This window comes from Mojavia sp. (assembly GCF_059505145.1).
In genome coordinates this window covers 155,264-178,762 of the sequence record NZ_JCACKA010000074.1, presented here as the reverse complement: position 1 = coordinate 178,762, position 23,499 = coordinate 155,264, and the positions used below count along the sequence as shown (strand labels likewise).

The window sequence follows — 23,499 nt, the reverse complement described above, 5'->3', positions numbered from 1 at the left end:
TCCGAGTTCTGAACTCGAACGACCGAGCAAAAAGGTCGAAACTCCGAGTTCTGAACTCGAACGACTGAGCAAAAAGGTCGAAACTTTGAGTTCCAAACTCGAACAGCCGAGTAAAAAGGTCGAAACTCCGAGTTCAAAGCATAAAACTTGGGATGTAAAAGGCGATCGCCAAAGTATTTTATCCTGAAAGCTTATCTCTGATTGAGCATACTCAAGGTTAGATAAGATTGACATAGTAAAAATACACTAAGCTCGCCGAACATTATTCAGAATTTGGGAGGGAGCAATTGACTGACGTTGTAGTTGGCTTAGATTTAGGTACAGGAGGAGTAAGAGCGATCGCGGTTGACCTGCAAGGAAAAATTATCGCTCAGACTACGAGAAGTTATCCCCTGTTAACTCCACAACCCGGTTGGACAGAACAGAATTCATCGGATTGGGTGGAAGCTAGTTTGGATGCTTTATCTGATGTTACTCAACAGCTAGATGGACACCAAGTGATCGCCCTCGGTTTATCTGGACAAATGCATGGTATGGTTCCTCTTGATGCAGAGGGAAAAGCAATTAGACCAGCAATTTTGTGGAATGACCAGCGCACAGGTAAAGCCGTTGCTGAGATTGAAGCCGCCATTCCCCATCAGGAGTTGATTCAGCGTACTGGAAACCCTGCAATTACTGGATTTCAACTGCCGAAGCTTGTATGGTTGCGGACTGAAGAACCGGATGCTTATGCTCGGCTGTGGCAGATTTTTTTGCCAAAAGATTATCTAGGATATGTGCTAACTGGCGAGTCAGTGACAGAACCCTCTGATGCTTCTGGTATTGGGTGTTTGAACTTGGCAAATCGGCAATGGGATACAGATATTCTCCATGCTCTTGATATTAATCCAGGATTTTTCCCCCCAGTAGTCGAGTCTACTGCGATCGCCGGACGATTGAAATCAGAAATTGCTACCCGTGTGGGACTACCAGCCGGATTACCTGTGATTGCAGGCGGAGGCGACAATGCAGCAGCAGCAATTGGTTTAGGTATTTCATCAAGCAACCTCAACCGGGGTAGTTTGAGTATTGGCACATCAGGAGTTATCTTTGCACCATGCGATCGCCTAATTCCCGATCCCCAAGGTCGAGTGCATTTATTCTGTCATGTTGATGGTGGCTATCATCTCTTGGGAGTGACGCTAGCAGCAGGTGGATCTCTGCGTTGGTATAGAGATACATTTGCACCGCAGATATCCTACACCGAATTGATGGATCTGGCAGAGGATTCTTTACCTGGTGCGCGTGGTGTTTTATTTTTGCCCCACCTCGCAGGAGAACGCAGTCCCCACCTCGATCCAGATGCGCGCGGTGCTTTAGTGAATCTGTCATTAGCTCACACCCAGGCAGATATAACTCGTGCTGTGCTGGAAGGTGTAGCATTTAGCTTGCGAGAAGCATTGGAGATAATTAGTGCGATTGCTCCCGTACATCAACTATTAGCAACAGGCGGAGGCGCACGATCCAACATTTGGCTACGAATTTTGGCAGATATTTTGCAAACAGAACTCATTGCACCCAAAGCCGAAGAAGGAGCCGCTTACGGTGCAGCGATTTTAGCAATGGTGGGGGTTGGTGCATATCCTAATTTAGAAGCTGCATTCAAGATATTGCCACAGGATAGCAATGTGGTACAGCCGCAAGTAAATTCTGTGTACGAAGCAGGGTTTAACCGATATAAATTATTGTACGAAGCCCTTAAAAAAATTCGTAATTCGTAACTGCTAAATATAATACTCGCTCTGGCTCAGTCGCTTCCAGTGCTAGGCCATAACTGAGGAATTGACATAATACAAAATCTGAAGCTTCTTCAAGTTATAAATTCATGTCAAGCACTCACGAGCAAATTTTTAGCTCTGTCAATGCTTCATTGCTCCCATTAGAAGCACTTTCAGTTGCTAATTCCATCAAATACAAAAAATAGTTTAATCTGTTAGTGTTTAAGGTTAAGTTAGCACGAGATTGCCAGTGAGAGGATTAATAACTCCATCAGTCATTGAGAATTTTACAGTTGGCATCGTCACAAGTGTCGTAACTGCTGTCGTTGTTTGGCTGTGGGGAAAAATACGAGCATCCCAGATCCTAAATCGAAAGTCTGCTTTTTTTGGTATTTCTCCTAAAGAAAATTGTCTTTTAGTTATAAATCATGATCCTCGCAATCAGAATTCGGTGACGCATGGAGATGTGGAAACATTGATTGAGATTGCAAAGCTCGTAGCTGAAATTCATGGCAAGTTAGTCATTGCACGTTTTGATCGCATATTGGAACCCGCAGGAGAAACAACCGAATTCTGTATAGGAGGGCCCGATTCTAATGAGAGAACTAAAGTTCATTTAGAAAACTTTCTTCAAGGCATTTATATTAATCCTTATATGCCTGATGATCCTGATAATATTGCGTTTGTTACGAAAGAAAAAAAGTATAGATTCGTAAACAATAAGGATGAACACGCTATTTTGGCAAGATTTTATCCAGAGTCTGATTCTTATCCTGTAATCTTAATTTGTGGGCAGACATCAAAAGGTAATCGGGGAGCCGTTCACTATTTGAATAAAAATTACGATAGTTATTTAAGGCAAAAATTCGGTAATAAAAAACCATTTTGTTTGATTCTTAAGCTACAATCACCTCTAACTTATGGCGTTAAGGCAGTGCATCTCGTTAAAGATATCACTGAGATAGCATTTATTCCTTTTACTCATCAATAGCAGCAAAAGGATTGAGCCAAACCCATCTCCTAACCAAACGCCGATCGCAGCCAGTTTAAATTTTAGATTTTTGCGATCGCCACGACTAGTCACTGCATCGGGAAAATCGCTTTCTGCAAAAATACCTGCTGGTTAGCGATCGCCCAGCTTGCTCAAACAGCGATTCTGCTAGTCTGGTTCCATATATAACTTTGTCAGAGCCAGGACAACTGTATATTATTAAATAATGGAACAGGCCTGGAAGATTCATCAATGCAGTTAGTCAGTCGGGAGCATATTGCGATCGCTTCTGAGGTGCGGAGTGGGAAGCCCTGCATTATCGGTACTCGCATTGCTGTAGAAGACGTGGCGATGATGCATTTAAAGCTAGGATATTCCTTGGTAGAGATTGCTGGTAAGTATGACCTGTCACTAGCATCTATTTATGCAGCAATGGCTTATTACTTCGATCTCCGAGACGAGATTGATCGCCGCACAGCAGAAGAGGATGAGTTAGTTGAGGTACTGAAGCAAAATCATCCCTCACGTCTCAAAGAGAAACTTAGACAGTTGAGGAATGAGTGAGCAAATTCGCTTTCATCTGGATGAAAATGTTGCTCTGACGATCGCGCTTCGCTAAGTCTAGCCTTATGGGTTGTGTCTCGCCAATAAGCGATCGCCACAACTAGTCACTGCATCATGGATCAAGTCGATTTCAATTAATTAGTAGGATGCACTGGCGCTCGCGCAACGCACTACACTCCTACTGTAAATATGGCTATTCTTTAAGCAACGCCGTAATCTGTGTACTGCCTTTTATACGGAGGCTGCAATCCCAAAACAATGTCATCTTTGGGAACACCCATCTTAACTAACTCCTCAGCAGGATTCTGATCTGTTAAGTTCTGCTGAAGCCATATTTTTCCGTTTTTAATGTCAAAATGCATTACACATCGATAAATGCGATCAAATTTTTGCCAACCGACATTCATCCACTGATAATGATCTCGCTCTGTATCAAAAATAAGTTGAGCTTCCACCTGCTCATCTGAAACATCGTCACTGGCATAACGAGTGAGCAAGGTCTGAATGTACTCTCGATATTTAGCTATTTTGTCCATTGCACAATCACCTCATTCACCGGGTCGTAGACAACTAACAAAACTTGATATTTTTGTAATGCTATCTGCGTGAAATCAAGTTGAAAGAAAGTCCCATAGGCATCTACTGGAACTGCTAAATATAATACTCGCTCTGGCTCGGTCGCTTCCAGCACCAGCCGATAACTGAGGAATTGACCTAAAGCAGCGTAGAAATCTGTAATTGCAGAAGGGTTCAAAAAGCTCTTGATCTCAACTGCTATTTTCTCATCTGCTCTCTCGGCTGCAACCAGTCTTTCTGCACCCAAATCTACTTGAAAGTTGACGTTACCAAATTTAAATTTGAGTGGATCATCTGTAATTACCCACTGCTCTTTTTGTAGAGCTTGCTTGACTGCTTCGTGAAAGATGTCCTTTGCTGACACAGATAAAATTAAATACTTATCATTATCGTACTCTTTTTGCTGAAGTTGACTCAACTGTATGAAGACTGTTAGCAACATCAAGCCAACCTTCAAGCGATCGCCTACAACTCAAACTAGGCGATCGCAATCTATCTTTTACCCATCCACAGGTTGATTCTGTTTTCAGCTATACCTTAGTTTTTAGATTTTTGTGATCGCCATAACTGCTTACTACATCAAAAAATACATAAACTTGATTTTAATAAGCAAAATGGCATATTAGTTTCACATTTTGTTTAATTAAGTTTTCAAAATGCCTAATTGCTTACTTAAAATGCCATTTGACTTTCTCAAAATGCCTTTTGACTTTCTCATTTTGGTGTTTTCCGCAAGCAAAATGCCATTTGACTTTCTCAAAATGCCTTTTGACTTTCTCATTTTGGTGTTTTCCGCAAGTAAAATGCCATTTGACTTTCTCAAAATGCCTTTTGGCTTTCTCATTTTGGTGTTTTCCGTAAGCAAAATGCCTTTTGACTTTCTCATTTCGGTAGATCACGCACTCATTTTGGTGTTTTCCGCAAGCAAACGGCAAATTACATTCTTAATTCACTTATTTGCTAACTCATATCAGTAATTTTCGCACTTATGATTTGTTATACCGCTGCAACAACAAACGTTCTGCTGTGCTGAAGTGTTAGGCTGCTGTCATAGCATCTGAGATTAGCGTTGTAAAAGCTCTTTTACGGATTCAACAATGACAGTCTCATCCTGAAACTCTGAATTATCAATTTTCAAATCCCAAGGAAGTTCAACCTGCAATGCACGCTCGTTAATTTCTCTCAATCTGTGATCTGAAACAGGAATGTGAACTGATGCATCTCTGCTCATGACTCGTTCTATGCAGGTACTTAGTGGAGCCTGTATGTGGATGACGAACACACGGAATCCTTGTCGCAAAGCTAGTAGCAACTCTGAGAAAGTATGGGCTGTTCCTGTGGACTCAATGCACAGTGTGGAATGCAGTTGAGCTAACTCATCCAGTTTTGCTAATACAATTTGGAACCCTCGTTTCTCAAGAGCAATTGCTTGCAATTCTGGCTCTAGCCGCATCACTTCAAGGAATATAGGTTCAACCCGTAAGAATTTTACATCTAAATATTTCTCCAAAACACTACCGATAAACGTCTTGCCAGCTCCCTTTAGCCCCACGAGCAGCAAAAGACTACATGGTTTTGTATTTGAAGAGGAATACATATCGTAAGTGTGATTTTGCGATCGCTAGGCGTTAAAGGGAAAGGGAGATATTGTACTTTATGCTGGTTTCCATGTGCCGTGAAAGCTAGGGGGAATGACGCTGGGCAATCCTAGTTTGCAAACGGGTTTTTCATCCAGGCGATCGCTATCGTATACCCAAACTTCACTACTATGAGTATTACCGTCATAGACAACAGTTACCACCCAACTTTGCTCAGAATTTTGGGCATTTTGAACGTGGATAGGTTCGGAGCAATAACGATTTTCCCCTAAATCTGCTTCGGTAAAAGTTTCGGTGGAGTGATCGAAGCGAGCGATCGTGTTTAATATTTCTTGGCTAATATCTGATTCTTGGCGGAATGAAGACATATATGTGTACCGTGAGGCTTGCCCAACATTTTGCTGTGGTACACCTGGAAATTCACAATGTCGGTCTAATAGTTGTTGAATTTCCGTAACTTTGCCCGTTTGCGGGTTCAAATGGACTCGCGTTAGTGTACTTTTAGCAGGAGTGTGAGTCTCACCTGTGCCTACTTCTTTGAGATATTGGTTGGTTTGAAAGTCTTCATACCGAGCAATATCCACAATTACTGAGCCGTTAGCATCTACATAACCGTTAGCAAAATGCCATTGATACCAAGCTTCAGTTTGCCCACGGCTTACTAAAGATAAAGTTTCGCGGTCAATCACCAAAACTTGAGTCCCTATTTCCGGTTGCCACTTCAGCGAATCACTATAGTTGCTCATCCCTACTAGCATGGGTAGAACATTCATCCGCACTGGAGGAACGAAAAACACAAGGTACTGTCCTGCTAGGACAAAATCATGTACTAGTGGCACTCCATCTAGCTGGTATGCGGCTTTTTGGATAATCTTGCCAGTAGAATTGCTTTTGTAAATATTCAGTGTCGCATTTTTTCCGGGGCTAATGCCAAAATTAAAAATTTCCCCTGTCTGAGGGTCGCATTTGTCATGAGCAGAATAACTTAAGCCTGCGGTTAACCCGCCTAAATCATCCTCGCCCCAAGTTTCTAAAGTTTGTAAATCGAGGGCGTGGGGTTTACCACCTTCCCATAATGCCAATAGTTTATCTGGAAGTGCCAAAACAGAGGTATTGGCAGCATTCTTTACTGGTTTACGCCATTGATTCCAAATTGGCCCTGGTGCGGTCATGCCATAGTTACCGTAAAGCAATTTACCTGCTGCTGCTTCTTCTTGATAACCAGCAGTTTGCACGTAACGATAAACTCCCGTGGCTCCTGCATCGGTAAAATTCACAGCCAGAATTGCTCCATCGCCATCAAACCAATGCCCCATGTGGACGCCACCACGTTCTAGTCGTGCGGGGCCATTGCGATAAAGTGTCCCCTGTAAGCCTTGAGGGATGCTACCAGAAAGAATAGGTAATTGGGTAAGGGGAAATTCTGTAGCAGGTTTGGCGATCGCGCCTGCCCAGGCTCTTTTGGTTGACTTTTGTTCAAGTGTCTGCATATAAAATTTGCTTTCAAAACTAAAAAGCGATCGCTAAGGTCGTTCTACAGAAAATAGCGATTATGTTATCAGGTTCTAAATATTTAGCTTCCTTATAAAGACAGAAGCGGCTATAGGTTAGATGGTATATAAAAATCTTTAGTATAAAGCCACGTGTGGCATAGTTGAAACTTTTCTTTGAAACTTTTTTAAAGTAGAGGCTTTGGCTTTAGCCCCAGTAATATCTTTTTCTTTTTCTTGATTATATCTTATCTACTGGATGCGAGCGGTTCAGATAAAATCTCGATATACTGAAAGCAAGTATTAAGTATAAAGTAAAACTCTTTTTAGAGAATTATTAGCTAGGTGTAATAATGTCTACTGCTACGGTCAAAACCTGTAGTTTAAGGCGAAAAATTTCTCGTAATACCCATAGCTTTGGTAGAGCGATCGCCTTATTCATTATGCTCTGGGGGTGTAGTGCGCCTAGTTTTAATTCCTCTAGTTTAACTTGGAAGACTTATAGTAATTCCCGATATAACTTTGAGTTTCCCTATCCGAGCAATTGGACTGCCTTACCACCACCAGACAATGATGATGGGGTTGCTTTTATACCACCACAAACAAGCTCTGTAGAGATTCGCTCGTGGGCAGGTAATCGGCTAGCAGATTCCATCAGCCAAAATCCCGAAGCAAAAATAACGGTAAATCCTAACTTTAAAACTGCTCAAGGAGTATCTGGGGTCATGGTTGTGGAAGTCGGGCCCCAAGTAAGCTCGATGACCCTAACACTAACTCAGGGTCAAGTCAAATATTATTGGCAGGGACGAAGCCAGAGCCAAAAATTTTCAGATTACTATCGTTTGTTTTCCTACATTGCCTACCAGTACAAAATTCCCAATTAATTAAGAGTCCTGAGTTAAAAGACTGCTCACAAAGGGCGCGGCATTTACTGGGTGCAGAGGCGCTAATGAAGTGCTAAGTAATAAAAAACTCCATCCCCTTGTGGGTGGAGTTTCCCGCCGCTTCCGATAAAAACCTCACAGATGAGAATTGTGTTCACTTCATGACTCAGAACTCAACACTCACAACTCAGGACTCAGCACTCGCAACTCATGACTCAGCACCCACAACTCAGGACTCAGCACTTGTATTTTTCACGACTAACAACTGAATTATTTACTAGTATCTCCCTTTTGGTGGTTGAGAGGGGACACAAACCTGATAGATTTAGCTAACAGCGAGTGAAAACTGGTAAAAATGAAAGTCCTGGTTATTGGTGGCGATGGGTATTGTGGTTGGGCAACTGCTCTTTATCTTTCCAATCAAGGTTATGAAGTCGGGATTTTGGATAGTTTAGTGCGGCGACACTGGGATAACGAGCTAGGTGTCGAAACTCTAACTCCGATCGCGCCAATTCAGCAACGTCTCCAGCGCTGGTACGATTTGACTGGCAAATCCATAGACTTGTTTGTTGGGGATATTACTAATTACGAATTCCTCAATAAAGCGCTGCACAAATTCCAACCAAGTGCCATAGTACATTTTGGCGAACAGCGTTCTGCGCCATTTTCGATGATTGACCGCGAACATGCAGTTCTTACCCAGGTCAATAACGTAGTTGGCACTTTAAATCTCCTGTATGCCATGCGGGAAGATTTCCCAGACTGTCATCTAGTGAAGTTGGGGACAATGGGTGAATACGGCACACCCAACATCGACATCGAAGAAGGCTACATCACCATTGAACACAATGGGCGTAAAGATACATTGCCTTATCCCAAACAGCCAGGCTCAATGTATCACCTTAGCAAAGTCCATGACAGCCATAATATCCACTTTGCTTGTCGAATTTGGGGCTTGCGAGCCACAGACTTGAATCAAGGTGTAGTTTATGGCGTCTTAACCGAAGAAACGGGAATGGACGAAATGTTGATCAACCGCCTTGATTACGATGGGGTGTTTGGTACAGCACTCAACCGCTTCTGTATTCAAGCAGCTATTGGTCATCCCCTTACTGTCTACGGTAAAGGCGGACAAACCCGCGGATTTTTAGATATTCGGGATACAGTGCGGTGTGTGGAACTAGCGATCGCTAATCCTGCTCAACCAGGTGAATTCCGTGTATTTAACCAATTTACCGAACTATTCAGCGTTGGCGAATTGGCAACCATGGTGAAAAAAGCCGGGAACGCAATGGGATTGAATGTAGAAGTCAATCACCTTGATAATCCCAGAGTTGAGAAAGAAGAACATTACTTCAATGCTAAAAACACCAAATTGCTTGATTTAGGTTTACAGCCTCACTATCTCTCTGATTCTCTACTTGATTCTCTGTTAAACTTTGCTATCAAGTATCAGAAACGAGTTGATAATAAGCAAATTCTGCCCAAAGTCTCTTGGCATAGAAAATAAAGTCAAGTCTTTGTGCGGCTAATAACAGAACCTTATTTAAGTCAAGTAAGTCGCTGGTCAAAAACTGGTCGTCATATCCTAGCGCAATATGATGACCAGTCAATTGTTGTTTATATAAAGCGACAGGAAACTCCATCGCCAAGATGGGTGGAGAGGGATAGTCGCCCCGTCGCTTCGAGGATTGGTCATAGGATATTGGTAGCTTCTTCCCCATGCCCTATTCCCCATGCCCCATGTCCGCAAAATCCCACTCATGCCGGGGTGGGATGAGCTTACGCCAAAGATTGGATTATGAACATCGAAGATATTTCGGACTTTGTGCAACAGCAACGACAAAACATTAAGTCTGACTGTGCAGAATTGATTACGCCACAGGAGACGGTTTACTCTGGGTGTGATACCAAAATGCAAACAAAGCTGGGATTATCTGCCTGGACTGAATAGTTTTTCATGAAAATTGCCCTATTCACCGAAACCTTTCTGCCTAAGGTTGACGGCATTGTGACCCGCCTGCGTCACACCGTTGACCATCTACAGCGTCATGGAAACCAAGTTTTAGTGATTGCCCCTGATGGTGGCATCACCGAACATAAAGGAGCCAAAGTTTATGGTGTCTCCGGGTTTCCTTTACCATTGTATCCAGAGTTGAAAATGGCTCTGCCCCGGCCAGCCATTGGTTATGCCTTAGAAGAGTTTCAACCAGATATTATCCATGTCGTCAATCCAGCAGTTTTAGGATTGGCTGGTATATTTTATAGCAAGATCCTGAAAATTCCTTTAGTAGCATCTTATCATACGCACTTACCGCAATATCTCCAGCATTACGGCTTGCAAATGCTAGAAGGCTTACTGTGGGAATTACTGAAGAGCGGACATAATCAAGCAGCCTTGAACCTTTGCACCTCCACAGCAATGGTAGAGGAATTAACAGCACACGGCATTGAACGAGTTGATTTATGGCAACGCGGGGTGGATACCGAATTATTTCATCCTAATTTGGCTAGTGCCGAGATGCGATCGCGTCTCTCACAAAATCACCCTGAAAGCCCTTTGCTACTCTATGTCGGGCGTCTTTCTGCCGAAAAAGAAATTGAGCGGATCAAACCGATTTTAGAGGCAATTCCAGAAGCGCGGTTGGCATTGGTAGGAGATGGCCCTCACCGCCAAGCATTAGAAAAACATTTTGCTGGCACAAACACCCATTTTGTGGGCTATCTCATTGGGCAAGAGTTAGGTTCTGCCTTTGCTAGTGCTGATGCCTTTATCTTTCCTTCCCGTACAGAGACACTAGGATTAGTGCTACTAGAAGCAATGGCGGCTGGTTGTCCAGTAGTAGCCGCCCGTTCTGGAGGAATTCCTGATATTGTCACAGATGGGGTAAATGGTTATCTTTTTGAGCCAACAGCAGATATTCAAGGAGCAATAACAGCTACTGTTCGTCTCTTACAGCAGAAACAAGAACGTGAGCTAATCCGTCAAAATGCTCGTAGGGAAGCTGAGAGGTGGGGATGGGCAAATGCCACCCGCCAGCTACAGGATTATTATCAAAAGGTGCTGTTTTCTCAAAAATTGACAACAGCCATCTAAGTACGTAAGAACTGGATGTAAGGGAGTAAGGGGTGAGGGTTTTGAATATCACACCCCCAACCCGATTCCCCATTCCCCAATCCCCAACCCCCATTCCCCAACCCCCAATCCCCATTCCCCAGTCATCATGACACTCCCTAACCCTGGTAGCATCTTGGCTGCATTAACTGAAATAACTCAAGTTAATCGTACCCAGGCGTTACTAAGTCGTGTTGAAGAGCTTTCTGTTAACGAATTTATTTGCTTACTCGACTTTATTACTGCTGAGTTTCAGCAATTTCTCAGAGCAATTGATCTGATCAATAATGAAGCTCTAGAAACTATGCTGGAAAAAGTGCTAGAAGCTATCACGCTCAAAATCGGTCAAATTCTCCAAGCCGAGCATACAGCAATTTTTTTAGTAGACCATGATAAAGGTCAATTGTGGTCAAAATTGCCTCAAGATAATAGCCAAAAATTCTTAGAAATTCGTACTCCTATTACCGTTGGCATTCCTGGTCATGTTGCCAGCACAGGTCAATATTTGAATATATCAGAAACTTCTACTCATCCCCTATTTAGCCCAGAATTAGAAAAACAAATGGGCTATAAAATCCGCAATCTTTTGTGTATGCCAGTTATAAGTAGTAAAAACCAAACGGTAGCGGTAGTACAACTGGCAAATAAAGCAGCAGATATTCCTTTTAACCAAGATGATGAGGAGCGATTTCGGGACTTTGCCTCTTCTATCGGCATTATTTTAGAAAGTTGCCAATCTTTCTATGTAGCAGCTCGTAATCAGCGGGGCGCAACGGCGCTTTTACGGGCAACTCAGACACTGGGACAAAGTTTAGATTTAGAAGCAACTTTGCAAATAGTAATGGAGCAAGCCCGGATATTAATGCAAGCAGACCGCAGCACACTGTTCTTGTATCGTAAAGAAATGGGCGAACTTTGGACGAAAGTGGCTGCGGTAGACGGCAATAAGTTGATAGAAATCCGTATGTCCTCGAATCGTGGCATTGTCGGTTATGTAGCCTCGACTGGCCAAGCGGTGAATATCCCTGATGCTTACAAAGACCCCCGTTTTGATCCAACTACAGATAAAAAGACTGGCTATGTAACTCGGAATATCCTGTGTTTGCCAGTGTTTAATTCTGCAAATGAATTGATTGGCGTTACACAGTTAATTAATAAACAACAAAGCAGTTTTACCGCCTCCGATGAAGAATTTATGCGAGCTTTTAATATCCAGGCAGGAATTGCTTTGGAAAATGCCCGCTTGTTTGAAAATGTGCTGTTAGAAAAACAGTATCAAAAAGACATTCTACAAAGTTTGTCTGATGCTGTAATTTCTACGGATATGAAAGGTAGAATTGTCACAATTAATGATGCAGCACTGGAATTACTTGGTTTTCCTGTAAGAGAGGCTAATACCAAAACTCATAAGCTGTTGTGGGAAAAAAATTTGCTTGGTCGCTTAGTTTGGGAGGTTGTGCCCATTGAAAATTTGCAAATGCGGCTGGAAGATAGTTTGAAAACAGGTGCTAAACATTATGTTCCAGAACAAAGTTTGACTGTGGGAGTTTATCAAGTCAAAAATCTTGAGTACCGAGTAATAAGTGAAACTCAAGATTTAGAGATCAAGACTCAGCACTATATTTTGGCAGTCCGCGATCGCACTAATCCAGATTTTTTCATTCCCTGGAATCAACCCCTAACTCCCCAGTTAAACTTTTTGAGTGCTAGTGAGGTGCAAAAATTAGAACGCAGCATCAATCTCACTGTTAATCCCCTAACTAACCCAGAAGGTGGAGTGCGGGGTGGTTTGGTAGTGCTGGAAGATATCAGCCGGGAAAAACGGATGAAAAATACCATGTCCCGTTATCTTACACCCCATGTTGCCGAGCAAGTTATGGCTTTGGGGGAAGATACTTTAATGGTAGGTGAGCGCAAGGACGTTACTATTTTATTTTCTGATATCCGTGGCTATACGACGCTGACAGAAAATCTCGGTGCAGCAGAGGTGGTAAGGTTGCTCAATCAGTATTTTGAAACGATGGTGGAGGCTGTATTTAACTTTGAGGGTACTTTAGATAAGTTTATTGGTGATGCTTTAATGGCAGTGTTTGGCGCGCCCTTACCGTTGACGGAAAATCATGCTTGGAGAGCGGTACAGTCAGCATTAGATATGCGTCTCAGATTGGCGGAATTTAACCAACGGCGAATTATTCAAGCACAGCCACAAATTCATATTGGTATCGGTATCAGTTCGGGAGAAGTAGTTTCGGGTAATATCGGTTCTCACAAACGGATGGATTACACCGTAATTGGCGATGGGGTAAATTTAAGTTCGCGCTTGGAAGGTGTAACGAAGGAATATGGCTGTGACATTATCTTAAGTGAATTTACTTATCAGTTATGCAGCGATCGCATTTGGGCGCGTCAGTTAGATAAAATTCGGGTCAAAGGTAAATATCAAGCAGTTAATATCTACGAGTTAATTGGCGATCGCACTACTCCCCTAGATGACGCCACTCAAGAGTTTTTATTCTATTACCAGTCTGGACGTATTGCTTATTTATCACGTAACTTCCAACACGCGATCGCTTGCTTTGAAGCAGCCCAGCGCATTCACCCCAAAGACTACGCTGTAGATATCCACCTAGAACGCGCGTACAATTATCAAAAAACACCACCCCCAGATTCTTGGGATGGTGTTTGGACAATAAATGTTAAATAACCAAGTAAATCAACTATTTCTCAAAAAATCCAGGCATTTTGCGAATGAGAGAATGAAAAAGAATACTTGTTAAAAGCCAAAACCCATTTCATTTATTGTTGATATTTAGGGAACTCCAAAAAATAAATTATCTAATTTTACTCCTTCAAAACGGCTTTCCCTCCCCCTGCTCCCTGCTCCCCTGCCATCAAAGCGATGGAATATTTTTTTACTTGGAAGTCCCTTACTTGCTCCATCTTCCTTAGCTTCCACCTTCAGAATCTTCTTGGTCATCTTTGAAAGCATCTTCACCGATTCTTAGTTGTTTCTTAGAGCGTTTCAACTGTTTCCAAAGATCCTTTATTTGCTCATACGCTTCATCTGGCGGTAGTTTTCCGCCTGTTTCTAAGTTACAGATATAACTTACTTTTTGAGCAAATTCCTGTAGATTCGCATTGAAAACCAAGTTTTCAGGCTTTACCTGACCGTAGTAGCGACCACGAGGATAGAGAAAATCATCTTTGCTCACTGTATTTTTCTCCATTATTCGATTCCCCCCTGTGTTGATATTCCGAAGCTTAATCAGTACTCACCTTAATGTCTATTTTGTCAAGCAGGGAGTAATTAGATTATTTAACCACTCTTGTTTAATGGCTGTGGGTAAATTTGTCAATACAAAAATTGAAAAAAATAATTAAAGCCGAGAATTGTTGAACAGCAAGCTTTATCAAGTATGTCACTTCCCTTATGCCAAAAGCGCATAGCTTCATCTGTTCCTAATCGCCAATTCAGTTGAGCTTCTTTCATTAATTGCTGCAATGGGAATTTTTACTAATCCTACTCAGATTTAATTTTATCAACGTATTAATATATACTAGCTTTTTTATTTTCAATACTTTACTCCAAGCAAAAACAATTTCTATATTTATTGTTTAAAAAAGCCTATTTTATGAAAAATTGCTGTGTGCTAAAGATGACTTTGCTTGTTTATCTTCTATCTGTAAATTTTCTGTATTAACCTACAGTATTTGCCTACTGATCAATGACTCATGGCTAATCGCCAATAACTAAAGATAAAATGGTTTAGCCTCAAAAGATAAAACTTGCCCATCACCTCTTACTTGTACCTACTACCATGTCTGTCTATCCCAAGTTATACGAAGGCAAAGCAAAAATCCTCTATAAAACGGATGATCCTGAAGTTTTATTGGCTGATTTCAAAGACGATGCCACTGCCTTTAATGCCCAGAAACGTGGCAGTATCATAGGTAAGGGTAATATTAATTGTAGCATTTCTAGCAAACTATTTCAGCAGTTGGAAGCACAGGGTATCAAAACTCACTTTATTGACAGCCCTGCCCCACATCAAATGCGGGTGAAGGCGGTAAAGATTTTGCCAATAGAAGTAGTTGTGAGAAATATTGCAGCAGGCAGTCTGTGTCAACAAACAGGGCTGCCATTGGGCACAATATTGAAACAGCCTTTAGTGGAGTTTTATTACAAAAATGACCAATTAGGAGATCCTCTGTTGACACGCGATCGCCTCTACCTGCTGGAATTAGCCACTCCGGAACAAGTTGATACCATTACTCATCTAGCATTGCAAATTAACGAATTTCTCAGAGGCTTTTGGCAGAGTTGCGGAATTACACTAGTAGACTTCAAACTAGAGTTTGGCTTGGACTCAAACGAGCAGGTGCTTTTAGCTGATGAAATTAGCCCCGACACGTGTAGGTTGTGGGACACAGCAGAAGAGGACGTTAATCGCCGGGTAATGGACAAAGACAGATTCCGCCGGGACTTAGGAAACATCGAAAATGCCTACCAGGAGGTTTTACAAAGAGTCTTACAAGCAGTAGAAAGTCAAAATTAAATTTAAAAGGTAAAAATATCATTTTTGATTCTTACCTTTTGCAGCAAGCATTATTGCTTTGTGATGGTGTGTGGACTTGAACAGGAATGTAAAGAAAATGCGTTTATCTCCCGTATTGGTGGCAGCGGTAGCAATTGCAGCGCCTTTAGGTGGGCCGTTGAGTGCAAATGCACAAACCGCTAACAGTTTCAAACAAACAGCAGCGGTCATCGTACCGACAACAAATCAACAGCCTGAGAATCATATTAGTTCTAGCGCTGAGTCAACTGGGGCTGCGGTCTTGGAGGGTCTTCAGTCTCCTAATGTTGGGGCGTTTCCAAATCAATCAGCAGCGACTACGACAGCAAATGTCATACTGCCAAGCGTGGCAAATGTTGTGGCGTTTCCAAATCAATCAGCAGCGACTACGACAGCAAATGTCATACTGCCAAGCGCGACAAAGCCAATAACTGCACAAGTTTCTCCAGGAACCACACAGCCTAATCCCCAACCAACTCCAGCTCCTGACATTCCGCCCCCAGGTATTCAGCAACCATTACCTTCCCCATCTCCTGGTAATGCTCCATCTCAAGAGAATGTCAACCCCCCTGTGGGAGAACCTGTATTTCCCGCAACTCCAGAAACAACTCCAGAAACGACCGAACCGCGTGTGCTGGTATCGGAAGTGGCAGTAAGAACCCAAACAGGGCAACTGACACCAGATTTGGAAAACCAAATTTACAAAGTGATTCGTACCCAACCGGGAAGGACAACCACTCGTTCTCAACTACAAGAAGATATTAATGCCATCTTTGGTACTGGCTTTTTCTCCAATGTCCAGGCAGTGCCAGAAGATACACCTTTAGGGGTGCGGGTGAGTTTTGTCGTTCAGCCTAACCCCATCCTCACCAAAGTACAAATTCAAGCTAATCCCGGCACTGGTGTTGCCTCTGTACTGCCTCAAAATACTGCTGATGAAGTTTTTCGCGATCAGTATGGTAGGATTCTCAACTTGCGTGACTTGCAGGAAAGTATCAAGCAGTTAACCAAGCGGTATCAAGACCAAGGTTATGTGCTGGCCAATGTGATCGGAGCGCCCCAAGTCTCGGAAAATGGAGTTGTTACCCTACTAGTAGCTGAAGGGGTAGTAGAAGACATTAGAGTCCGGTTCCGCAGTAAAGAAGGTCAGGAAACAGACGAAAAGGGACAACCAATTCGCGGACGGACACAGGAATATATAATCACGCGAGAATTGCAGTTGAAGCCAGGACAAGTCTTTAACCGCAACACAGTACAAAGAGACTTACAAAGAGTATATGGGCTGGGAATCTTTGAAGATGTGAATATCTCCTTAGACCCTGGTAGCGACCCCAGCAAAGTAGATGTAGTAGTGAATGTGGCTGAACGCAATAGCGGTTCTATTGCCGCAGGTGCAGGGATTAGTTCTGCCAGTGGATTATTCGGTACCATTAGTTATCAGCAGCAAAACCTCAATGGCAGAAACCAAAGACTGGGAGCAGAGTTACAAGTAGGTCAGCGGGAACTGCTGTTTGACCTACGCTTTACCGATCCTTGGATTGCGGGAGATCCTTACCGGACTTCCTACACAGCTAATATTTTCCGTCGCCGTTCAATTTCGTTGATTTTTGATGGCAAAGATGAAAATATTGAGACTTTCGCACCAGATGCAACAGATGGCGATCGCCCTCGTGTTGTCCGTTTAGGTGGCGGTGTCACCTTTACTCGTCCCCTTTCTGCCAATCCCTACGAAAATTCTGAATGGACAGCCTCAGCTGGTTTGCAGTATCAACGTGTTTCCACTAAAGATGCTGATGGCAACAGCAGAAGCCAAGGAACAATCTTCAGGGATGGACAGCCTACAGAAATAATTCCCTTGACTCAATCTGGGACAGGTAATGATGATTTATTGCTATTCCAACTAGGAGCGCAACGCGATCGCCGTAATAACCCCTTGCAACCTACTAGCGGTTCTTATCTCCGTTTTGGCGTCGATCAATCAGTGCCAGTAGGACAAGGTAATATTTTCCTTACCAGGTTACGCGGTAGTTACAGCCAGTATTTACCCATACAGTTAATTAGTTTGGCTAAAGGCCCACAAACTCTCGCTTTTAACTTGCAAGGCGGAACTGTTTTAGGTGACTTACCTCCCTATGAAGCCTTTACCTTAGGTGGAAGTAACTCTGTCCGTGGTTATGAAGAAGGAACATTAACCAGCGCCCGCAGTTATGTGCAAGCTTCAGTTGAGTATCGCTTCCCAGTTTTCTCGGTAGTTAGCGGCGCATTATTTTTTGATTTTGGTAGCGATCTCGGAACTAGTACTAGGGCTGCTGAGATCCTCAACAAAAATGGTACTGGCTATGGCTACGGTCTTGGCGTTCGTGTGCAATCACCACTAGGGCCAATTCGCATTGACTACGGTATCAACGATGACGGTGACAGCCGCATCAATTTTGGCATTGGCGAAAGGTTTTAGATTGTTAGTTGTGCGTCAGTTGCTAACGACTGCTGACTATTAACCAATCTATTTCCGCGTTATCTTGCCAATTTTGACTTTTACCTCAATACTGTTCAGATATTAGTAACATTTCTAGGTGCAGTTCGAGGATTTTGCCTATGCAACAACACACTTTAGCAGCAGAAATCACCAAAACCGGTGTGGGGCTGCATAGTGGTGTGAGTACCCACGTTCGGATATTACCAGCCGAGGTGGGTAGTGGGCGCTACTTTGTGCGAGTAGATTTACCAGATTCGCCAATTATTCCGGCACAAGTTGCAGCAGTTAGTCAAACTGTGCTTTCAACTGAGCTGGGTAAAGGCGTGGCGTGCATTCGCACCGTAGAACATTTGTTAGCATCTCTTGCTGCTATAGGGGTGGATAACGCCCGGATTGAAATTGATGGCCCGGAACTACCACTGATGGATGGTTCGGCGAGGCTATGGGCAGAAAGCATCGCTCAAGTTGGCTTGTTATCACAACCAGTCACTGACGGTGAAGTAGCCCTCACTATTCAAGAGCCAATTTGGGTTTATCAAGGCGATGCCTTTGCTTGTGCCCTCCCAGCACCAGAAACCCGCTTTAGCTATGGTATTGACTTTGACCTGTCTGCTATTGGTAACCAATGGCATAGTTGGTCACTAAGTGCTGACCTAGAAAAAGCTGCTGCTAGCTTCGCTATGGAAATTGCTCCAGCCCGCACCTTTGGTTTGCTGCATCAAATTGAACATTTACAGCAATCCGGTTTAATCAAGGGTGGGAGCTTGGATAATGCACTCGTTTGCGGCCCTGAAGGTTGGATCAATCCACCATTAAGATTTGCAAATGAACCAGTACGTCATAAGATCTTGGATTTAGTAGGAGATTTGAGTTTACTAGGAAAATTTCCTGTTGCTCATTTCTTAGCGTATAAGGCCAGCCACAATTTACACATTCAACTGGCACAGAAAATTTTAGATTTGAAATTTTGAATTCAATCCAAAATTTCAAATCTTCAAGGTTTTCAACGCACATCTACATCAATTCCAGATTCAAAATCTATCACACAGCCAATGTCAATCCTCACTGAAGCTGATACTATCAATGCGGTTGCACCTGCATCTACCGAACCTCAAGCTAACAATGAAACCAATAACACACCAGAGATAAAAACAACTTTCTTCACAGAAGAAATTCAACAACTGCTACCCCACCGCTATCCTTTTTTACTTGTAGACCGGATTATTGACTATGTTCCAGGGAAACGAGCAGTGGGCGTTAAAAATGTCACTGTCAATGAACCCCATTTTCAAGGTCATTTTCCAGAGCGTCCACTGATGCCAGGAGTGCTAATTGTAGAAGCAATGGCACAAGTAGGCGGCGTAGTTATGACGCAGCTACCAGAGTTTGAAGGTGGACTATTCGTTTTTGTTGGTATCGATAAAGTCCGTTTCCGTCGCCAAGTAGTTCCAGGCGATCAGCTGATCATGACCGTGGAACTGTTGTGGGTTAAACAACGTCGTTTCGGTAAAATGCAAGGTCGTGCTGAAGTCGACGGTCAGATTGCTGCTGAAGGCGAACTGATGTTTTCCCTAATAAATTAAAAATTTGCTCTTGTGGTACAGGCACAGCCGTGAAGTGCCTTTACTTTGACCTGAAAAAGGATAGCAGTAAAACCAATCAGCCACAATAGCATTTTATAATTTCTTAATTTCGCCGCCCTCACACACAACTTGCTTCGCCCGACACTTTCGGTAACTGAATACTTATTTTCGGTAACCGAATACTTAAACGTTCAGCACTCAAGACAGTTCGGAGATTCACCCTTGAAGACGCTTATTCACCCAACTGCTGTAATTCATCCTAACTCGGAACTTCACCCAACAGTGCAAGTCGGTGCCTATGCTGTGATTGGAGCGCATGTCAAAGTTGGCCCTGAAAGTATAATTGGCGCTCATGTAGTGCTAGAAGGGCCCTGCGAAATTGGGGCGCGAAATCAAATTTTTCCAGGAGCAGCTATCGGCATGGAACCCCAGGATCTCAAATATGTGGGAGAACCTACCTGGGTCAAAATTGGTGACAATAATCAAATACGTGAGTACGTCACTATTAACCGCGCCACCGGTGCTGGACAAGCAACAGTGATTGGCAGCAACAATCTACTGATGGCTTATGTCCATGTGGCTCATAACTGTGTTATTGAAGATCATGTAATAATTCCCAACTCAGTAGCGCTAGCGGGTCATGTCCACATAGAATCACGCGCTAGGCTCGGTGGGGTTTTAGGAGTTCATCAATTTGTACATATTGGTAGACATGCAATGGTAGGAGGCATGGCACGTATTGACCGAGATGTACCGCCATATATGCTTGTGGAGGGCAATCCTGCACGAGTACGAACCCTCAACCTTGTGGGGTTAAAACGCTCTGGTATGAACCCAAGCGATTTACAAATCCTCAAAAAAGCCTTCCGCATTCTCTATCGCTCTAATTTAACTTTTACAGAGGCTTTGGAACAGTTAGAATTGCTTGGCGATACTGAACAGCTACAACATCTGCGTCGCTTTCTGCTACTTTCTAAGATGCCAGGAAGACGTGGTTTAATTCCTGGAAAGGGTAAACCGAGCGCAAGTGATGAGTCTTGAGTTAGTTAGGAGTTATGAATGATGAATTAATTTGCTATTCATCATTCATCATTCTCTATTGCTAATTTTCTGTTCCTTATTTTTTATCACCGATTACCAAATGCGGATATTTATCAGCACTGGCGAAGTGTCTGGCGATTTGCAAGGTTCGATGCTGATTGCAGCGCTGAAGCGTCAAGCTGTGGCTGCTGGCTGGGAATTAGAAATTGCGGCGCTGGGCGGAGAAAAAATGGCAAAGGCAGGGGCGACCATACTGGGTAATACGAGTGGTATTGGCTCAATGGGTCTATTAGAAGCCCTGCCTTTTGTTGTACCAACTCTGAAAGTACAGCGACAAGCGATCGCCCACCTCAAACAATATCCACCTGACCTAGTGCTGCTAATCGACTACATGAGTCCAAATCTGGGCATTGGCACTTATATGCAACAGCATCTGCCACACGTACCAGTAGTATATTACATAGCTCCGCAGGAGTGGGTGTGGTCAGTTAACCTGCGTAATACTAACCGAATTGTTGGCTTTACAAATAAACTTTTGGCAATTTTCCCAGAAGAAGCGCGTTATTTTAGCCAACAAGGAGCCAAAGTGACTTGGGTAGGGCATCCTCTTGTTGACCGGATGCAAGACGCTCCTAGTCGCCACGAAGCCCGCGCTAAATTGGGTATTTCACCAGAGTCTCTGGCGATCGCTCTTTTACCTGCTTCTCGCCACCAAGAATTAAAATATCTTTTACCAGTCATTTTTCAAGCTGCACAAACTATTCAAGCGAAATTACCAGAGGTTCATTTCTGGATACCTTTGTCTCTAGAAGAGTACAGACAGCCAATTGAAAAAGCAATTAAGCATTACGCTCTACAAGCTACAGTTTTATCAGGTCAACAAAAAGAAGTTTTTGCCGCTGCTGATTTTGCCATTACCAAATCAGGCACAGTCAACCTAGAACTTGCTTTGTTAAACGTACCGCAAGTGGTTGCCTATCGCCTGAATCCGATTACTGCTTGGATTGCCCGTAAAATCTTAAGGGGTTCTATACCCTTTGCATCACCAGTTAATTTAGTGGTGATGAAGCCAATTGTGCCAGAGTTCTTACAAGAGCAAGCAACACCGGAGAATATTACCCAAGCGGTGATGGAATTACTACTTAACCGCGATCGCCAACAGCAAACTCTGGCAGATTATCAAGAAATGCGGCAGTGTTTAGGAGAAGTCGGAGTATGCGATCGCGCTGCTCAAGAAATTTTGCAAATGCTCAAATAGTGCCCAGTTGTGAGTGCCCAGTTGGGAAAGGATGTATTGTTTCAGGAGTAAGATAGCAAATGGAATTCTTTTAGCAAGGTTTTTGCAGTAGGTCTTAATTACGAATTACGAATTACGAATTATGAATTACGAATTACGGCCAATTGCAGTTGACTTGTTCGCTGGTGCGGGTGGCATGACCCTTGGTTTTGAACAAGCTGGCTTTGATGTCCTTGCATCTGTGGAAATTGACCCTATCCATTGTGCTATCCACGAATTTAACTTTCCTTTCTGGACAGTGCTATGTCAAAGCGTTGTGGAAACAACAGGGGAAGAGATTAGAAAGCGATCCGAGATTGGCGATCGCGACATTGATGTAGTAATTTGTGGCTCACCTTATAACAACAACAATTTTATATTCCACAATTTAGAAAAAATAACAACAAGTAGGCTAATCTTCATGGTAGAGTTACTCTATTAAATCTTCCACAAAGTAGAAAGTGATAAGCCTAGAAAGAGCAATTGATCCTCAAACAGAGGAAAGATTTTGCTGCGTATTTGACACAGACACATGCTTGCCAATAGAACCCATCCAGCGATACTTAAACTACTGCCGTAAGCGTCAATTAGCAGCTAACACCGTTAACACTTATGCTTGCCGATTAGTAGATTTCTGGCAGTGGCTAGAATATAAATCTCTTAACTGGCAAGATGTAGGACTCCAAGAACTGGCTGATTTTGTTAACTGGTATCTCCTTGGTGGCGAAGTAGAAGTCATCTCCGAAGAAGTACGGGAAATTGTTTCCAAACGTAGCCCAAAAACAGTCAATCAAGCAGTTACAGCTATACAAGGACTCTATGAATTCCACATTGTAGAAGGTAGGATTGACGAAAAGCTTTTTACCAAATTGGTTCATGGATGGGGCAAACGAGGTGGTTTCTTACGGGGCATAGTTAAAAGCACCCCAGAAAAACGCAAACGGATTAAAGTAAAAGAGCCAAAAATCTTCCCTGGTTGTCTGACCGACGAACAAGTAGGTCAACTAGCAAATGCCTGTTACAGCTACAGAGATAGGCTGTTAGTCATGCTACTGAGAGAAACGGGAATGCGGAGGGGAGAACTATTAGGCTTACATTTAGTAGACGTACAAGACTTTGATACTAGAGGAAGAATTAGAGTTGTAAGGCGGGACAATAATCCCAATGGTGCAATAGCTAAAGGCACAGAAAGAGAAATACCAGTCCTTCATAACAGAGAGGCGGTTCAAGAAACTTTTCATGCTTATCTATTAGAAGAATATCCCCCAGAAGCAGAAAAACTCGGACATGGGATGCTGTTCGTTAATTTGGATAGCAAGTATGTTGGAAAACCCATGACCAGTGCAAGGTTAAATAGTCTGTTTTATCAACTCAAAGATAGAACAGGAATTGAGGTACATCCTCATTTGTTCAGACATACTTTCGCTACTAGAATGCTCCAAGCTGGTTATGCCGATCACTACGTACAGCAACTATTGGGGCATAGTTCGATTGTGACTACTAAAGATATCTATTCTCATGTACTGAATGAAATGAGTCTAGATGTTTATTTATCAGCAGATGAGTCAAAATAA

General features: G+C 42.9%; 24 protein-coding genes and 1 pseudogene. 17 read left to right on the top strand and 8 right to left on the bottom strand.

What is annotated here, in order from left to right:
• From AC5JL8_RS19825 to AC5JL8_RS19810, 4 genes are all read left to right on the top strand, one after another.
• Positions 1-187 (top strand): hypothetical protein (locus AC5JL8_RS19825; protein WP_495881392.1); only part of this gene is annotated, 187 nt, incomplete at its 5' end.
• Positions 188-287: 100 nt separating this feature from the next.
• Positions 288-1,760, top strand: coding sequence for a xylulokinase (gene xylB, locus AC5JL8_RS19820; RefSeq protein ID WP_495881391.1), 1,473 nt, complete (start codon positions 288-290; stop codon positions 1,758-1,760).
• A gap of 247 nt (positions 1,761-2,007) precedes the next feature.
• Positions 2,008-2,748, top strand: a complete 741-nt coding sequence (locus AC5JL8_RS19815; protein WP_495881390.1) for a hypothetical protein — start codon at positions 2,008-2,010, stop codon at positions 2,746-2,748.
• A 252-nt stretch (positions 2,749-3,000) separates the two neighbouring features.
• Positions 3,001-3,312 carry a DUF433 domain-containing protein gene (locus AC5JL8_RS19810; RefSeq protein ID WP_495881389.1) on the top strand — a complete coding sequence of 104 codons (312 nt, stop codon included), beginning with the start codon at positions 3,001-3,003 and terminating at the stop codon, positions 3,310-3,312.
• Positions 3,313-3,512: 200 nt separating this feature from the next.
• Here AC5JL8_RS19810 and AC5JL8_RS19805 read toward each other — a convergent pair whose 3' ends face one another.
• The 5 genes from AC5JL8_RS19805 to AC5JL8_RS19785 form a co-directional block, all read right to left on the bottom strand.
• Complete coding sequence (locus AC5JL8_RS19805; RefSeq protein ID WP_495881388.1) at positions 3,513-3,848, bottom strand: XisI protein; 336 nt, start codon at positions 3,846-3,848, stop codon at positions 3,513-3,515.
• The gene (locus AC5JL8_RS19800; protein WP_495881681.1) at positions 3,836-4,252 is read right to left on the bottom strand and encodes a XisH family protein; all 417 of its coding nucleotides are present in this window, start codon (positions 4,250-4,252) and stop codon (positions 3,836-3,838) included. The genes AC5JL8_RS19805 and AC5JL8_RS19800 overlap by 13 nt, the downstream gene beginning before the upstream one ends.
• 279 nt (positions 4,253-4,531) lie before the next feature.
• Positions 4,532-4,774: a hypothetical protein gene (locus tag AC5JL8_RS19795; RefSeq protein ID WP_495881387.1), complete on the bottom strand. Its 243-nt coding sequence runs from the start codon at positions 4,772-4,774 to the stop codon at positions 4,532-4,534.
• Between the two features lie 177 nt (positions 4,775-4,951).
• Positions 4,952-5,485, bottom strand: a complete 534-nt coding sequence (locus tag AC5JL8_RS19790; protein ID WP_495881386.1) for a P-loop nucleotide/nucleoside kinase family protein — start codon at positions 5,483-5,485, stop codon at positions 4,952-4,954.
• A 57-nt stretch (positions 5,486-5,542) separates the two neighbouring features.
• A complete protein-coding gene (locus tag AC5JL8_RS19785; RefSeq protein ID WP_495881385.1) occupies positions 5,543-6,976 on the bottom strand; it encodes a carotenoid oxygenase family protein in 1,434 nt (477 codons plus the stop codon).
• A gap of 353 nt (positions 6,977-7,329) precedes the next feature.
• Between AC5JL8_RS19785 and AC5JL8_RS19780 the strand changes: the two genes are divergently transcribed.
• Both AC5JL8_RS19780 and AC5JL8_RS19775 read left to right on the top strand, forming a co-directional pair.
• Complete coding sequence (locus AC5JL8_RS19780) at positions 7,330-7,860, top strand: hypothetical protein (protein ID WP_495881384.1); 531 nt, start codon at positions 7,330-7,332, stop codon at positions 7,858-7,860.
• 355 nt (positions 7,861-8,215) lie between these two features.
• Complete coding sequence (locus AC5JL8_RS19775) at positions 8,216-9,370, top strand: NAD-dependent epimerase/dehydratase family protein (protein ID WP_495881383.1); 1,155 nt, start codon at positions 8,216-8,218, stop codon at positions 9,368-9,370.
• On the opposite strand, the gene AC5JL8_RS19770 is transcribed toward AC5JL8_RS19775, so the two are convergent.
• Positions 9,306-9,584 carry a hypothetical protein gene (locus AC5JL8_RS19770; protein WP_495881382.1) on the bottom strand — a complete coding sequence of 93 codons (279 nt, stop codon included), beginning with the start codon at positions 9,582-9,584 and terminating at the stop codon, positions 9,306-9,308. The two genes, AC5JL8_RS19775 and AC5JL8_RS19770, sit on opposite strands and share 65 nt — an antisense overlap.
• Positions 9,585-9,661: 77 nt before the next feature.
• Between AC5JL8_RS19770 and AC5JL8_RS19765 the strand changes: the two genes are divergently transcribed.
• The 3 genes from AC5JL8_RS19765 to AC5JL8_RS19755 all read left to right on the top strand — a co-directional run bounded on the left by AC5JL8_RS19765 (position 9,662) and on the right by AC5JL8_RS19755 (position 13,679).
• Positions 9,662-9,814, top strand: coding sequence for a hypothetical protein (locus AC5JL8_RS19765; protein ID WP_495881381.1), 153 nt, complete (start codon positions 9,662-9,664; stop codon positions 9,812-9,814).
• Between the two features lie 6 nt (positions 9,815-9,820).
• Positions 9,821-10,957: a glycosyltransferase family 4 protein gene (locus AC5JL8_RS19760; RefSeq protein WP_495881380.1), complete on the top strand. Its 1,137-nt coding sequence runs from the start codon at positions 9,821-9,823 to the stop codon at positions 10,955-10,957.
• A gap of 127 nt (positions 10,958-11,084) precedes the next feature.
• Entirely contained in the window at positions 11,085-13,679 is a 2,595-nt protein-coding gene (locus AC5JL8_RS19755) for a GAF domain-containing protein (RefSeq protein WP_495881379.1), read from the top strand.
• A gap of 105 nt (positions 13,680-13,784) precedes the next feature.
• Here AC5JL8_RS19755 and AC5JL8_RS19750 read toward each other — a convergent pair whose 3' ends face one another.
• Positions 13,785-13,931, bottom strand: a complete 147-nt coding sequence (locus AC5JL8_RS19750; protein ID WP_495881378.1) for a hypothetical protein — start codon at positions 13,929-13,931, stop codon at positions 13,785-13,787.
• A complete protein-coding gene (locus AC5JL8_RS19745; RefSeq protein WP_495881377.1) occupies positions 13,921-14,202 on the bottom strand; it encodes a DUF7219 family protein in 282 nt (93 codons plus the stop codon). Before AC5JL8_RS19745 ends, AC5JL8_RS19750 begins: the two co-directional genes overlap by 11 nt.
• 591 nt (positions 14,203-14,793) lie before the next feature.
• Between AC5JL8_RS19745 and purC the strand changes: the two genes are divergently transcribed.
• The 8 genes and pseudogenes from purC (at position 14,794) to AC5JL8_RS19705 (ending at position 23,499) form a co-directional block, all read left to right on the top strand.
• Entirely contained in the window at positions 14,794-15,531 is a 738-nt protein-coding gene (purC, locus tag AC5JL8_RS19740) for a phosphoribosylaminoimidazolesuccinocarboxamide synthase (protein ID WP_495881376.1), read from the top strand.
• A 97-nt stretch (positions 15,532-15,628) separates the two neighbouring features.
• Positions 15,629-18,004 (top strand): BamA/TamA family outer membrane protein, encoded by a 2,376-nt coding sequence (locus tag AC5JL8_RS19735; protein WP_495881375.1) that lies wholly within the window; start codon positions 15,629-15,631, stop codon positions 18,002-18,004.
• Between the two features lie 140 nt (positions 18,005-18,144).
• Entirely contained in the window at positions 18,145-18,996 is an 852-nt protein-coding gene (gene lpxC, locus AC5JL8_RS19730) for a UDP-3-O-acyl-N-acetylglucosamine deacetylase (RefSeq protein ID WP_495881374.1), read from the top strand.
• An 81-nt stretch (positions 18,997-19,077) separates the two neighbouring features.
• The gene (gene fabZ, locus AC5JL8_RS19725; RefSeq protein WP_495881373.1) at positions 19,078-19,608 is read left to right on the top strand and encodes a 3-hydroxyacyl-ACP dehydratase FabZ; all 531 of its coding nucleotides are present in this window, start codon (positions 19,078-19,080) and stop codon (positions 19,606-19,608) included.
• A 222-nt stretch (positions 19,609-19,830) separates the two neighbouring features.
• Positions 19,831-20,649 (top strand): acyl-ACP--UDP-N-acetylglucosamine O-acyltransferase, encoded by an 819-nt coding sequence (lpxA, locus tag AC5JL8_RS19720; RefSeq protein ID WP_495881372.1) that lies wholly within the window; start codon positions 19,831-19,833, stop codon positions 20,647-20,649.
• A gap of 100 nt (positions 20,650-20,749) precedes the next feature.
• On the top strand, positions 20,750-21,907 hold the full coding sequence (gene lpxB, locus AC5JL8_RS19715; RefSeq protein WP_495881371.1) for a lipid-A-disaccharide synthase: 1,158 nt from the start codon (positions 20,750-20,752) through the stop codon (positions 21,905-21,907).
• A 121-nt stretch (positions 21,908-22,028) separates the two neighbouring features.
• Positions 22,029-22,283 (top strand): annotated as a pseudogene (locus AC5JL8_RS19710) (DNA cytosine methyltransferase); the annotation flags it as partial.
• 103 nt (positions 22,284-22,386) lie between these two features.
• Entirely contained in the window at positions 22,387-23,499 is a 1,113-nt protein-coding gene (locus tag AC5JL8_RS19705; protein ID WP_495881370.1) for a tyrosine-type recombinase/integrase, read from the top strand.

Bases quoted from the DNA above. Each gene is read 5' to 3' on its own strand.
- AC5JL8_RS19810 (WP_495881389.1), top strand. From the start codon at position 3,001: ATGCAGTTAGTCAGTCGGGAGCATATTGCGATCGCTTCTGAGGTGCGG.
- AC5JL8_RS19805 (WP_495881388.1), bottom strand. From the start codon at position 3,848: ATGGACAAAATAGCTAAATATCGAGAGTACATTCAGACCTTGCTCACT.
- AC5JL8_RS19795 (WP_495881387.1), bottom strand. From the start codon at position 4,774: ATGAGAAAGTCAAAAGGCATTTTGCTTACGGAAAACACCAAAATGAGA.
- AC5JL8_RS19790 (WP_495881386.1), bottom strand. From the start codon at position 5,485: ATGTATTCCTCTTCAAATACAAAACCATGTAGTCTTTTGCTGCTCGTG.
- AC5JL8_RS19785 (WP_495881385.1), bottom strand. From the start codon at position 6,976: ATGCAGACACTTGAACAAAAGTCAACCAAAAGAGCCTGGGCAGGCGCG.
- AC5JL8_RS19780 (WP_495881384.1), top strand. From the start codon at position 7,330: ATGTCTACTGCTACGGTCAAAACCTGTAGTTTAAGGCGAAAAATTTCT.
- AC5JL8_RS19775 (WP_495881383.1), top strand. From the start codon at position 8,216: ATGAAAGTCCTGGTTATTGGTGGCGATGGGTATTGTGGTTGGGCAACT.
- AC5JL8_RS19770 (WP_495881382.1), bottom strand. From the start codon at position 9,584: ATGGGGAAGAAGCTACCAATATCCTATGACCAATCCTCGAAGCGACGG.
- AC5JL8_RS19765 (WP_495881381.1), top strand. From the start codon at position 9,662: ATGAACATCGAAGATATTTCGGACTTTGTGCAACAGCAACGACAAAAC.
- AC5JL8_RS19760 (WP_495881380.1), top strand. From the start codon at position 9,821: ATGAAAATTGCCCTATTCACCGAAACCTTTCTGCCTAAGGTTGACGGC.
- AC5JL8_RS19755 (WP_495881379.1), top strand. From the start codon at position 11,085: ATGACACTCCCTAACCCTGGTAGCATCTTGGCTGCATTAACTGAAATA.
- AC5JL8_RS19745 (WP_495881377.1), bottom strand. From the start codon at position 14,202: ATGGAGAAAAATACAGTGAGCAAAGATGATTTTCTCTATCCTCGTGGT.
- purC (WP_495881376.1), top strand. From the start codon at position 14,794: ATGTCTGTCTATCCCAAGTTATACGAAGGCAAAGCAAAAATCCTCTAT.
- AC5JL8_RS19735 (WP_495881375.1), top strand. From the start codon at position 15,629: ATGCGTTTATCTCCCGTATTGGTGGCAGCGGTAGCAATTGCAGCGCCT.
- lpxC (WP_495881374.1), top strand. From the start codon at position 18,145: ATGCAACAACACACTTTAGCAGCAGAAATCACCAAAACCGGTGTGGGG.
- fabZ (WP_495881373.1), top strand. From the start codon at position 19,078: ATGTCAATCCTCACTGAAGCTGATACTATCAATGCGGTTGCACCTGCA.
- lpxB (WP_495881371.1), top strand. From the start codon at position 20,750: ATGCGGATATTTATCAGCACTGGCGAAGTGTCTGGCGATTTGCAAGGT.